The organism is Streptomyces sp. NPDC034103 (genome assembly GCF_055575395.1).
Window position 1 is genome coordinate 86760 of the sequence record NZ_JBVISS010000006.1, and the last position, 12443, is coordinate 99202.

10 protein-coding genes are annotated in these 12443 nt (G+C 72.3%); 9 read left to right on the plus strand and 1 reads right to left on the minus strand.

Annotation, left to right across the window (positions count from 1 at the left end):
- Positions 1-330: 330 nt before the first annotated feature.
- Both ACZ56U_RS14460 and ACZ56U_RS14465 read left to right on the plus strand, forming a co-directional pair.
- Positions 331-1743, plus strand: coding sequence for an NAD-dependent malic enzyme (locus ACZ56U_RS14460; protein WP_469084346.1), 1413 nt, complete (start codon positions 331-333; stop codon positions 1741-1743).
- Between the two features lie 282 nt (positions 1744-2025).
- Entirely contained in the window at positions 2026-2307 is a 282-nt protein-coding gene (locus ACZ56U_RS14465) for an HU family DNA-binding protein (protein WP_007382399.1), read from the plus strand.
- Between the two features lie 162 nt (positions 2308-2469).
- Here ACZ56U_RS14465 and murA read toward each other — a convergent pair whose 3' ends face one another.
- Positions 2470-3816: a UDP-N-acetylglucosamine 1-carboxyvinyltransferase gene (gene murA / locus ACZ56U_RS14470; protein WP_391236226.1), complete on the minus strand. Its 1347-nt coding sequence runs from the start codon at positions 3814-3816 to the stop codon at positions 2470-2472.
- Positions 3817-4069: 253 nt separating this feature from the next.
- On the opposite strand from murA, the gene ACZ56U_RS14475 reads away from it, so the two are divergent.
- From ACZ56U_RS14475 to ACZ56U_RS14505, 7 genes are all read left to right on the plus strand, one after another.
- Entirely contained in the window at positions 4070-4642 is a 573-nt protein-coding gene (locus tag ACZ56U_RS14475) for a YqgE/AlgH family protein (RefSeq protein WP_391236223.1), read from the plus strand.
- 29 nt (positions 4643-4671) lie between these two features.
- On the plus strand, positions 4672-4971 hold the full coding sequence (locus tag ACZ56U_RS14480; RefSeq protein ID WP_046259009.1) for a DUF3039 domain-containing protein: 300 nt from the start codon (positions 4672-4674) through the stop codon (positions 4969-4971).
- A 226-nt stretch (positions 4972-5197) separates the two neighbouring features.
- Positions 5198-6814 (plus strand): beta-N-acetylhexosaminidase, encoded by a 1617-nt coding sequence (locus ACZ56U_RS14485; protein WP_469084667.1) that lies wholly within the window; start codon positions 5198-5200, stop codon positions 6812-6814.
- A 255-nt stretch (positions 6815-7069) separates the two neighbouring features.
- Entirely contained in the window at positions 7070-7963 is an 894-nt protein-coding gene (locus ACZ56U_RS14490; RefSeq protein WP_469084347.1) for an FAD binding domain-containing protein, read from the plus strand.
- The gene (locus ACZ56U_RS14495) at positions 7960-9912 is read left to right on the plus strand and encodes a (2Fe-2S)-binding protein (RefSeq protein WP_469084348.1); all 1953 of its coding nucleotides are present in this window, start codon (positions 7960-7962) and stop codon (positions 9910-9912) included. Before ACZ56U_RS14490 ends, ACZ56U_RS14495 begins: the two co-directional genes overlap by 4 nt.
- Complete coding sequence (locus ACZ56U_RS14500; protein WP_469084349.1) at positions 9909-12218, plus strand: xanthine dehydrogenase family protein molybdopterin-binding subunit; 2310 nt, start codon at positions 9909-9911, stop codon at positions 12216-12218. Before ACZ56U_RS14495 ends, ACZ56U_RS14500 begins: the two co-directional genes overlap by 4 nt.
- A complete protein-coding gene (locus ACZ56U_RS14505; RefSeq protein WP_469084350.1) occupies positions 12215-12337 on the plus strand; it encodes a hypothetical protein in 123 nt (40 codons plus the stop codon). Before ACZ56U_RS14500 ends, ACZ56U_RS14505 begins: the two co-directional genes overlap by 4 nt.
- Positions 12338-12443 lie beyond the last annotated feature (106 nt).

The window sequence follows — 12443 nt, forward strand, 5'->3', positions numbered from 1 at the left end:
GCCAGGTTCCGTGGAATTGATCCACAGGAACTCTCGAGACGGGAATGGCCTTCCGGGATCCGTTTGTTAGCCTGGGTGTGACACCGGCCCGATCCAAGCCCCCGGGCCCAACCTTCGTCCCTCAGAGGGACCACTTGCCGCGAGGCGAGCATGGCGGGTCGGTGTCATTGACGTCGTGGGAGGCCCACGCCACCGAAAAGGTGGCGTGGGCCTCCTTCGTTGTGAACAAAACGATCGCAATCCAACGCGGCTAACGCCTACCGGTCAGTAGGTGCGACGATCGGACAGCATTCAGCACAGCACCACAGGTGAAAGCAGAGGAAGTCGGCCATGGCAACGGCGCCCAGCGTCTCCTACTCGATGACGGTCCGGTTGGAGGTGCCCGCGAGCGGAACCGCCGTTTCGCAGCTCACCACCGCCGTGGAGTCCTCCGGAGGCTCGGTGACCGGCCTCGACGTCACCGCCTCCGGCCACGAGAAGCTCCGGATCGACGTCACCATCGCGGCCACGTCGACCGCGCACGCCGACGAGATCGTCGAGGAGCTCCGCGGCATCGAGGGCGTCACCCTCGGCAAGGTCTCCGACCGTACGTTCCTCATGCACCTCGGCGGCAAGATCGAGATGCAGTCCAAGCATCCCATCCGCAACCGTGACGACCTCTCGATGATCTACACCCCGGGTGTGGCCCGCGTGTGCATGGCGATCGCCGAGAACCCCGAGGACGCGCGCCGCCTGACCATCAAGCGCAACACCGTCGCCGTCGTGACGGACGGCTCGGCCGTCCTCGGTCTGGGCAACATCGGCCCGATGGCCGCGATGCCGGTCATGGAGGGCAAGGCGGCCCTCTTCAAGCGCTTCGCCGACATCGACGCCTGGCCGCTGTGCCTGGACACCCAGGACACCGACGAGATCGTCGCGATCGTCAAGGCGATCGCCCCGGGCTTCGCCGGCATCAACCTGGAGGACATCTCCGCGCCGCGCTGCTTCGAGATCGAGGCCCGGCTGCGCGAGGCCCTCGACATCCCCGTCTTCCACGACGACCAGCACGGCACCGCGATCGTCGTCCTCGCAGCCCTGAAGAACGCCCTGCGTGTCACCGGCAAGGCGATCGAGAACATCCGCGTCGTCATGTCCGGCGCGGGCGCGGCCGGTACGGCCATCCTGAAGCTGCTGATCGCCGCCGGGGTGAAGAACGCCGTCGTCGCCGACATCCACGGCGTGGTGCACGCGGGCCGCGAGGACCTGGTCTCCGCCGCCGCGGACTCGCCGCTGCGCTGGATCGCCGACAACACCAACCCCGAGGCCCTGACCGGCACGTTGAAGGAGGCCGTGCGCGGCGCGGACGTCTTCATCGGCGTCTCCGCCCCGAACCTCCTCGACGGCGACGACGTGGCCGCGATGGCGGAGGACGCGATCGTGTTCGCGCTCGCGAACCCCGACCCCGAGGTGGACCCGGCGGTCGCCCGTCGGACGGCGGCGGTCGTGGCCACCGGCCGCTCCGACTTCCCGAACCAGATCAACAACGTGCTGGTCTTCCCGGGCGTCTTCCGCGGTCTGCTGGACGCCCAGTCCCGCACGGTCAACACCGACATGATGCTGGCCGCCGCGAGCGCCCTCGCCGAGGTCGTCACCGAGGACGAGCTCAACGCCAACTACATCATCCCCAGCGTCTTCAACGACAAGGTCGCGGGCGCGGTCGCCGGAGCGGTGCGCGAGGCGGCGAAGGCGGCCACCTCCTCGTAGGGCGGGTACGCGCTGTGAGGATCACCACGGCGAGGCCTTGAACCGGCGCGTCGTGGAACCCGGGCCCTGTGGCCGACGTTTATCGTGTCGGCCAGGCTCGGGACCTCTCTTCGTGTGACACCCAAGGGTGTTCTCACGACTCCAGCGGGTGCCGGATTGGCTTTCCCGCAGCAGGTAGGGGCAGGATGCGTCCCTGGGCGCGAGCGCATCGGCTTCGCTGTGCCTTGCGCGGTCCGGCCGCGTGGCACACCCCAACGGCAAGAAGAACACGGGAGTAACAACATGAACCGCAGTGAGCTGGTGGCCGCGCTGGCCGACCGCGCCGAGGTGACCCGCAAGGACGCCGACGCCGTGCTGGCCGCGTTCGCCGAGACCGTCGGCGAGATCGTCGCCAAGGGTGACGAGAAGGTCACCATCCCCGGCTTCCTGACCTTCGAGCGCACCCACCGTGCCGCTCGCACCGCGCGCAACCCGCAGACCGGCGACCCGATCCAGATCCCGGCCGGCTACAGCGTGAAGGTTTCGGCGGGCTCCAAGCTCAAGGAAGCCGCCAAGGGCAAGTAAGCGCTCCGCTTCGAGCGCCGGGTAACTGCGGGCCGTCCTGCGGCTGACAGGATCGCCGTGGCTGGTCGCGCAGTTCCCCGCGCCCCCTTCGGGGCGCTCAGCACAACGCCGATGGGGCGGTCACCCGAGTCCGGGTGACCGCCCCATCGGCGTCGCTGTGGGTCAGCCGAGTGCCTTGCCCGGCAGTTCCACCTTCGCGCCGAGTTCCACGAGCTTCTCCATGAAGTTCTCGTAGCCGCGGTTGATGAGGTCGATGCCGTGCACCCGGGACGTGCCCTGGGCCGCCAGAGCGGCGATCAGGTACGAGAAGCCGCCGCGCAGGTCGGGGATGACCAGGTCGGCGCCCTGGAGCTTGGTGGGGCCCGAGACGACGGCCGAGTGCAGGAAGTTGCGCTGGCCGAAGCGGCAGTTCGAGCCGCCCAGGCACTCGCGGTACAGCTGGATGTGAGCACCCATCTGGTTCAGCGCGGAGGTGAAGCCGAGCCGGGACTCGTAGACCGTCTCGTGGATGATGGACAGCCCCGTGGCCTGGGTGAGCGCCACGACCAGCGGCTGCTGCCAGTCCGTCTGGAAGCCCGGGTGCACGTCGGTTTCGAGCGCGATGGACTTCAACTGGCCGCCGGGGTGCCAGAAGCGGATGCCCTCGTCGTCGATCTCGAAGGCACCGCCCACCTTCCGGTAGGTGTTGAGGAACGTCATCATCGAGCGCTGCTGGGCGCCGCGGACGTAGATGTTGCCCTCGGTGGCCAGCGCGGCGGACGCCCAGGAGGCGGCCTCCAGACGGTCCGGGAGCGCCTGGTGGTTGTAGCCGCCGAGCGAGTCCACGCCGGTGACGCGGATCGTGCGGTCGGTGTCCATCGCGATGATGGCGCCCATCTTCTGCAGCACGCAGATGAGGTCCTCGATCTCCGGCTCCACGGCCGCGTTCGAGAGTTCCGTGACGCCCTCGGCCAGCACCGCGGTCAGCAGCACCTGTTCGGTCGCGCCGACGGAGGGGTACGGCAGCCGGATCTTCGTCCCGCGCAGACGCCGCGGCGCCTCCAGGAACTGTCCGTCCGCCCGCTTCTCGATGGTCGCGCCGAACTGCCGCAGCACCTCGAAGTGGAAGTCGATGGGCCGGCCGCCGATGTCGCAGCCGCCGAGACCGGGGATGAAGGCGTGCCCGAGCCGGTGCAGCAGCGGACCGCACAGGAGGATCGGGATACGGCTGGAACCCGCGTGGGCATCGATGTCAGCGACGTTCGCGCTCTCGACGTGCGTGGGGTCCATCACGAGTTCGCCCGGCTCCTCACCCGGACGGACCGTCACCCCGTGCAGTTGCAGCAGGCCGCGTACGACACGCACGTCACGGATGTCCGGAACGTTGCGCAGTCGACTCGGCCCACTGCCCAGCAGTGCGGCGACCATGGCCTTCGGTACGAGGTTCTTCGCACCGCGGACACGGATCTCGCCCTCCAGCGGGGTTCCGCCGTGGACAAGCAGTACGTCGTCAGAGCCGTTGACGGTCATGTATCTCGCGTTCCGATGAGTGGGGCAGGGGCCAGAAGGGAAAGGGTAGTCGCCGTCCACCCCCCTTCCGTAAGCCCGAGGACGGCTCAGCCACGTCATAGCTGTGTCACAACACGAGGCGTTGAGGGACGGGCACATGGGGTCACCGGGGTGTGCGCCGGGCACGGGGCGCGCGGTTGCGCTCTGAGCTGCATTCCCTGTCGTACCGGCATTGCCTCCCCACGCGCGGGGAAGATGCGGGATCATGTCTGGCATGACCGAGGTGTCCTCGCTCACAGGGCGGTTGCTCGTGGCCACGCCCGCCCTGGCGGACCCGAACTTCGAGCGTGCGGTGGTGCTCCTTCTCGACCACGACGAGGAGGGCTCCCTCGGTGTCGTCCTCAACCGGCCCACCCCGGTGGACGTCGGCGACATCCTGGAGGGCTGGGCGGACCTCACCGGTGAGCCCGGTGTGGTCTTCCAGGGCGGCCCGGTCTCCCTCGACTCCGCGCTCGGCGTCGCCGTCATCCCGGGCGGGGCGTCCGGCGAGCGGGCCCCGCTGGGCTGGCGCCGGGTGCACGGCGCGATCGGTCTGGTCGACCTGGAGGCCCCGCCGGAACTGCTCGCCTCGGCCCTGGGGTCGCTGCGGATCTTCGCCGGGTACGCGGGCTGGGGCCCCGGTCAGCTGGAGGACGAGCTCGTCGAGGGCGCCTGGTACGTCGTCGAGTCCGAGCCCGGCGACGTCTCCTCCCCGGCCCCCGAGAGACTGTGGCGCGAGGTCCTGCGCCGCCAGCGCAACGAGCTGGCGATGGTGGCCACGTACCCGGACGACCCTTCGCTGAACTGATGCGTGTGAGCTTCAGTACGCTTGCCTTTATGAGCACTCTTGAGCCTGAGACCCAGCCGCAGCGCGGGACTGGTACGGGGACCCTCGTAGAGCCGACGCCGCAGGTGTCCCACGGCGACGGTGACCACGAGCGCTTCGCCCACTACGTCCAGAAGGACAAGATCATGGCGAGCGCCCTCGACGGCACCCCCGTCGTGGCGCTGTGCGGCAAGGTCTGGGTGCCGGGCCGCGACCCGAAGAAGTACCCCGTGTGTCCCATGTGCAAGGAGATCTACGAGTCCATGGGTGCCGGCGGGGACGGCGACGGCAAGGGCGGCGGCGACAAGTAGGCCCTCCGCCGGGCCTGCCCGCCTGATCGGATGTCGCGAGGCCCCCGGGCGCGTTTCGACGTGCCTCGGGGGCCTTTGTGCTGTCCCTCGGGGGCCTTTGCCGTCACGGAGTGGTGGAGACCTCTTGTGGGCGAGTTGCCGCACTCCCTAGCCTCCGTTGTGCGGAGCGAAACCCGTCGTTGCGTATGTTGCAACGCATGGGCGTGGTGGAGCGGTAAAGGACTGACTGGTGGAACTGATTCCCGCACCTCGGCACGTCACCCGGACCTCGTCCGGCCCCGGGTGGCTCGACGAGCGGACGCGGCTGCTGGCCGGGCCGGGCACCGAGGGCGTCGCGCGCTGGCTGCGGGCGACCGTCGGCGCGGCGACCGGCTGCCCCCTGCCGGACGGCGGCGAGAACGCGTCCCCGCTGGTGCTGGGCATCGAGCCGGACCTGCCCCCGGAGGGCTACCACCTCGCCCTCGGCGACACCGGGTTGCTGATCCGGGGCGGCAGCGCGGCCGGTGTCTTCTACGGCGCCCAGACCTTCCGTCAGTTGCTCGGACCGGCGGCCTTCCGCCGGGCGCCGGTCACCGCCCGGCGGGTCTGGGAGGTGCCCGCGGTCACCGTCCGCGACGCGCCCCGCTTCCGCTGGCGCGGCCTCCTGCTCGACGTCGCCCGGCACTTCATGCCCACGGACGGGGTCCTGCGCTACCTCGACCTGATGGCCGCCCACAAACTCAACGTCCTCCACCTCCACCTGACGGACGACCAGGGGTGGCGGATCGAGATCAGGAGGCACCCCCGGCTGACCGAGGTCGGCTCCTGGCGGGCGCGTACGAAATTCGGCCATCGGGCCTCTCCGCTGTGGGAGGAGAAGCCGCACGGCGGCTACTACACCCAGGACGACATCCGGGAGATCGTGGCCTACGCCGCCGAGCGGCACATCACCGTCGTCCCCGAGATCGACGTCCCCGGACACTCGCAGGCCGCGATCGCCGCGTACCCGGAACTCGGCAACACCGATGTCATCGACACCAGTTCCCTCTCCGTCTGGGACACCTGGGGCATCTCGGCCAACGTCCTCGCCCCCACCGACACCACCCTGCGCTTCTACGAGGGCGTCCTCGAGGAGGTCCTGGAGCTGTTCCCGGGTGAGTTCGTGCACGTCGGCGGCGACGAATGCCCCAAGGACCAGTGGCGGGCCTCACCCACCGCACAGGCGCGCATCAAGGAACTCGGCGTCGGTGACGAGGACGGCCTCCAGGCGTGGTTCATCGGGCACTTCGGCACATGGCTCTCCGCGCGCGGGCGCCGGCTCATCGGCTGGGACGAGATCCTGGACGGGGGTCTGGCGCCGGGCGCGGCCGTGTCCTCCTGGCGCGGCTACGCGGGCGGGGTGACGGCCGCGCGCGCGGGCCACGACGTCGTCATGTGCCCTGAGCAGCAGGTGTACTTGGATCATCGCCAGCACGAAGGGCCGGACGAGCCGGTCCCTCTCGGCCATGTCCGCACCCTGGAGGACGTGTACCGCTTCGAACCCGTCCCACCGGAGCTGACGCCGGCGCAGGCGGAGCATGTGCTCGGGACCCAGGCCCAGGTGTGGACCGAGGTGATGGAGGGCCACGCGCGCGTGGACTACCAGGTCTTTCCCCGGCTTTCGGCCTTCGCCGAGGTCGCCTGGAGCGACCTGCCCGCCCCGGCCGAACGGGACTTCGCCGACTTCGAGCGGCGAATGGAGCGGCACTACGGGCGACTTGACGCCCTGGGCGTCTCCTACCGTCCGCCCACCGGGCCGTTGCCCTGGCAGAAGCGCCCGGGCGTGCTGGGCCGGCCGATCGAGGGGGCGCCCCCGAACAGGTAGCGGAACCTCCGAACAGGGAGCGGAAAACCCTCGCAAGCATCACCGAAGAGTGTCAATCCGTGCGCACCGGTGATGCCGGACGAAAACGGACCATCTCCCCGACGACATGGGCGAATGCCTCCTAGCGGACCCCTGTCTTCGGCCCCTGCGAAGATGTGCCAGAGTTGCCACGTCCGCCCTGTCAGCACGTACCGTACGGCAGCAACAGGCGGGACCAGCTGGGACCAGGTGGGGCAGCGGGAAGGGGCAGCCGGTTTGACCACGCACGCACCGCAGGCGGCGCAGGCCGTCACGCTGCCCACGACACTGGACGAGGCGGTGGCGGCCCTGACCGCCATGCCCGCCGCCGTGCCCGTCGCGGGCGGCACCGACCTCATGGCCGCGGTCAACTCCGGCCAGCTCAGGCCCGCCGCACTGGTGGGCCTCGGCCGCATCAGCGAGATCCGTGGCTGGCAGTACCAGGACGGGCACGCGCTGCTCGGCGCCGGGCTCACGCACGCGCGCATGGGCCGCCCCGACTTCGCCGCCCTGATCCCCGCGCTCGCCGCCTCGGCGCGCGCGGCCGGCCCGCCGCAGATCCGCAACGCGGGCACCCTCGGCGGCAACATCGCCACGGCCGCACCGACCGGGGACGCCCTCCCGGTGCTGGCCGCCCTGGAGGCGACGCTGATCATCGCGGGCGCGGGCGGGGTCCGCCGCGAGATCCCGGTGTCGCACCTGCTGGCCGGCATGGAGATGCTGCGCGCCGGCGAACTCATCGGCTTCGTGCGCGTGCCGCTGCTGCACGCGCCGCAGGTCTTCCTCAAGGCCACCGGGCGTACCGGCCCCGGCCGGGCGATGGCCTCCGTCGCGCTCGTCCTCGACCCCGCCCGGCGTGGCGTCAGGTGCGCCGTCGGGGCCATAGCGCCGATGCCGCTCAGGCCCCTGGACGCCGAGCAGTGGGTCGGCCGGCTGATCGACTGGGACAACAACCGCGCGCTCGTCCCGGAGGCGCTGCACGCCTTCGGCGAGTACGTGGCCGCGGCCTGCATCCCCGACCCGGTACCGGCCGAGGACGGCTCCGTGGAGCAGCTCCCGCCCGCCGTACTGCACCTGCGGCGCACCGTCGCCGCGCTGGCCCGACGAGCACTGGGGAGGGCGCTGTCGTGACCGACGACCGGCACGGAGAGGGCACGCCCCAGGGCGGCGGTCGCTGGGACCCGCTGCCCCAGGGCGACTACGACGACGGTGCCACCGCCTTCGTGAAGCTCCCCGAGGGCGGCATCGACGCGCTGCTGGCCTCTGACAGCCCGCTGGCCGCGCCCGGCCACGGGTACGTGCCGCCGCAGATAGAGGCCGGCCTCGGTGGCCCCGTCGGCACCGACCCGGCGGCCACCGGCACCTGGGCGGTGCCGGCGGACGGCACCCAGTGGCCCGACCCGAACGCGGTGCCGGTCGCCGGCGACCGGTTCGCGTACCACCCCGGGGCGACCGGGCAGTGGACCTTCGGGGAACACACGGAGCAGACAGAGCACGCGGAGCACACCGGGCACGCGGAGCACACCGGGCACGCGGAGCAGACAGGGCACGCGGAGCAGACAGGGCACGCGGAGCACACGGAGGCCGCTCCCGCGCCGGGTCACGATGTGACCGGGCAGTGGTCGATCCCCGTGGCTAACGGTGATCTTCCGGACGAATCGGGCGAGTTCACCACCTCGTCCCTGGTCGAGCAGTGGGGCGGCACACCTCCGGCCACGCTGCCCGGCGGCGCGTCCGCGCCCTGGGCCACGCAGACGGGGCAGCCGTGGGGGACGCAGCCACCGGACACCGCTCCGGAGCACGCCGGACCGGAGTACGGCGGCCCGGAGCACGCCGGACCTGAGTACGGCGATCCCGGGTACGGCGGGCCGGAGCATGCCGGGCCCGAGCACGGAGGGCCGGAATACGGCGGATCCGAGCACGCAGGGCCCGAGCACGCAGGGCCGGAGTACAGCGGATCCGAGCACGCAGGGCCCGAGCACGGCGGACCTGAGCACGCAGGGTCCGAGCACGCCGGGTCCGTCGGTGACGGGCACGCGCACGTGCCCGCCGGTGACACGCCTCCGCACGCCGCCGCGGACGTCCACGCGCACGTGCCGCCCGCCGCGCACCCCGGTGCCCTCGCGCCCGAGGACGCCCCGGACCGGACCGCGCCGGACGCCCCCGCACACGAGGGGGCGGACCCCGAGCACGGCCACGCCCCCGCCGAGCCGCTCCCGGACGCCCCCGTCCCCGCCGCCTCACAGCCCGCTCGCGGCCCCGGTGAGGCCGCGGTGGCGGCGGAGGGGCCCGAGGGCGCCCAAGAGGCCCTGGAGGGCGCTGAGACGGCCGCCGAGCCGCACGCGGAGCACGCCCCGGCCGACGACGAGGGCGAGGCCGCGCCGGACTCCGCCGACGAGCCCGCGGCCGACCCCGAGGCCGCCGTCCCCTCCGAGGACGAGCCCGCCCCCGCGCTCCCCGGCGAGGAACACCCCCTCGCCTCCTACGTCCTGCGCGTCAACGGCGTCGAACGCCCCGTCGCCGACGCCTGGATCGGCGAGTCGCTGCTCTACGTCCTGCGCGAGCGGCTCGGCCTCGCGGGCGCCAAGGACGGCTGCTCGCAGGGCGAGTGCGGGGCCTGCAACGTCCAGGTGGACGGGCGGCTCGTCGCCTCCTGCCTGGTCCCGGCCGTCACCGCCGCCGGCAGCGAGGTCCGTACCGTCGAGGGCCTCGCCGAGGACGGACAGCCCTCCGACGTGCAGCGCGCGCTCGCCCGGTGCGGCGCCGTGCAGTGCGGGTTCTGCGTGCCCGGCATGGCGATGACCGTGCACGACCTGCTGGAGGGCAACCCGGCGCCGACCGAGCTGGAGACCCGCCAGGCGCTGTGCGGCAACCTGTGCCGCTGCTCCGGCTACCGGGGCGTCGTCGACGCCGTCAAGGAGGTCGTCGCGGAGCGCGAGGCGCATTCCGCGGGGAACTCCGAGTCGAACGCCGACGAGGCGCGTATTCCCCACCAGGCGGGTCCCGGCGCCGGCGGGGTCAACCCGTCGGCGTTCGAGCCGCACAACCAGGCGTACGGACAGGACGGAGGCCAGGCGTGAGCAACGAAGCCGCCACCGCGCCCACCCCCGCGGAGGCAGCCCCCGCCCCCGAACCGATCCCGCACGGCCTCGGCGCCTCCCTGCCGGCCGCCGACGCCCGGGCCAAGACCGAGGGCACCTTCCCCTACGCGGCCGACCTGTGGGCCGAGGGCCTGCTGTGGGCGGCCGTGCTGCGCTCCCCGCACGCGCACGCGCGCATCGTGTCCATCGACACCTCCCACGCGCGCGAGATGCCCGGCGTCCGCGCGGTCGTCACCCACGAGGACGTCCCCGGCAGCCCGGTGCACGGCCGCGGCAAGGCCGACCGCCCGGTCTTCGCCTCCGAGGTCGTACGCCACCACGGCGAGCCCATCGCCGCCGTCGCCGCCGACCACCCCGACACCGCGCGGATGGCCGCCGCGGCCGTCATCGTCGAGTACGAGGTGCTCGACCCGGTGACCGACCCCGAGCAGGCCTTCGAGGCCGAGCCGCTGCACGCCGACGGCAACCTGATCCGGCACATCCCGCTGCACCACGGCGACCCGTCGGTGACCGGCGAGGTCGTCGTCGAGGGCCAGTACCGCATCGGCCGTCAGGACCCCGCCCCCATCGGCGCCGAGGCCGGCCTCGCCGTGCCGCGCCCGGACGGTGGCGTCGAGCTGTACCTGGCCTCCACCGACCCGCACGCCGACCGGGACACCGCCGCCGCCTGCTACGGCCTGGAACCCGAGCGCGTCAAGATCGTCGTCACCGGTGTCCCCGGCGCCACCGCCGACCGCGAGGACCAGGGCGTCCAGCTCCCGCTGGGCCTGCTGGCGCTTCGGACCGGCTGCCCGGTCAAACTCACCGCCACGCGCGAGGAGTCCTTCCTCGGCCACGCGCACCGCCACCCGACGCTGCTCCGGTACCGCCACCACGCGGACGCCGAGGGCAGGCTGGTGAAGGTCGAGGCGCAGATCCTGCTCGACGCGGGCGCCTACGCCGACACCTCCGCCGAGGCCCTCGCCGCCGCCGTGGGCTTCGCGTGCGGCCCGTACGTCGTCCCGAACGCCTTCATCGAGGGCTGGGCCGTGCGCACCAACAACCCGCCCTCCGGCCATGTGCGCGGCGAGGGCGCCATGCAGGTGTGCGCCGCCTACGAGGCGCAGATGGACAAGCTCGCCAAGAAGCTCGGCGTGGACCCGGCGGAGCTGCGCCTGCGCAACGCGCTCGCCACGGGTGACGTGCTCCCCACGGGCCAGACGGTGACCTGCCCCGCGCCGGTCGCCGAACTCCTCCAGGCCGTACGGGACTTCCCGCTGCCGCCGCTGCCCAAGGACACCCCCGAGGACGAGTGGCTGCTGCCCGGCGGCCCCGAGGGCGCGGGCGAACCCGGCGCGGTCCGCCGCGGGGTGGGCTACGGCCTGGGCATGGTGCACATGCTCGGCGCTGAGGGCGCCGACGAGGTCTCCACGGCCACCGTGAAGGTCCACGACGGTGTGGCGACGGTCCTGTGCGCGGCGGTCGAGACCGGCCAGGGATTCACCACGCTGGCCCGCCAGATCGTCCAGGAGACCCTCGGCATCGACGAGGTGCACGTCGCGCCCGTGGACACCGACCAGCCCCCGGCCGGCGCGGGCTGCCGCGGCCGCCACACGTGGGTGTCGGGCGGCGCGGTGGAACGGGCCGCGAAGATGGTCCGCACCCAGCTCCTACAGCCCCTCGCGCACAAGTTCGGCATGTCCACCGAGCTGCTCCAGATCACCGACGGCAAGATCACCTCGTACGACGGCGTCCTGTCGACCACCGTCACCGAGGCGCTGGAGGGCAAGGAGCTGTGGGCGACCGCGCAGTGCCGCCCGCACCCCACGGAGCCGCTGAACGAGGCCGGACAGGGCGACGCCTTCGTGGGCATGGCCTTCTGCGCGATCCGCGCGGTGGTGGACGTCGACATCGAGCTCGGCTCGGTCCGGGTCGTCGAACTCGCCGTCGCCCAGGACGTGGGACGGGTCCTGAACCCGGCCCAGCTCGCGGCCCGTATCGAGGCCGGGGTCACCCAGGGCGTGGGGATAGCCCTCACGGAGAACCTGCGCACCGCGCGCGGTCTGATCCGCCACCCCGACCTCACGGGGTACGCGCTGCCGACGGCCCTGGACACGCCGGACATCCGGATCGTGAAGCTCGTCGAGGAGCGGGACGTGGTCGCGCCCTTCGGCGCGAAGGCGGTCAGCGCGGTGCCGGTGGTGACGTCCCCGGCGGCCATCGCCTCCGCCGTGCGCGCGGCAACCGGGCGCCCGGTGAACCGGCTGCCGATCCGTCCGCAGGCCGCCGTGGTGACGACCCCGTGAGTGCGCGGGACCCGCAGCGCTACGAACCACCGCCCAGCACGGGGAAGCTGCTGCTGTGGATCCTGGTGTTCGCGCTGGCGGCGCTCGTGGTCGTGCTCGGCGGCGTGTACCTGACGTGAGGTGCCGGCCGCACGGCTGACGGTGGGGGAGACGGCGGATGAGATCCCGGCGGGGAGGCAACGCGCCGGGCTGGTCCGAGCGTCTTATGACCGAGGGCGTTGTCAG

What these genes read in the sequence shown, in the direction of transcription:
- ACZ56U_RS14465 (WP_007382399.1), top strand. Translation starts at nt 2,026, where the DNA reads ATGAACCGCAGTGAGCTGGTGGCCGCGCTGGCCGACCGCGCCGAGGTG.
- ACZ56U_RS14460 (WP_469084346.1), top strand. Translation starts at nt 331, where the DNA reads ATGGCAACGGCGCCCAGCGTCTCCTACTCGATGACGGTCCGGTTGGAG.
- murA (WP_391236226.1), bottom strand. Translation starts at nt 3,816, where the DNA reads ATGACCGTCAACGGCTCTGACGACGTACTGCTTGTCCACGGCGGAACC.
- ACZ56U_RS14475 (WP_391236223.1), top strand. Translation starts at nt 4,070, where the DNA reads ATGACCGAGGTGTCCTCGCTCACAGGGCGGTTGCTCGTGGCCACGCCC.
- ACZ56U_RS14480 (WP_046259009.1), top strand. Translation starts at nt 4,672, where the DNA reads ATGAGCACTCTTGAGCCTGAGACCCAGCCGCAGCGCGGGACTGGTACG.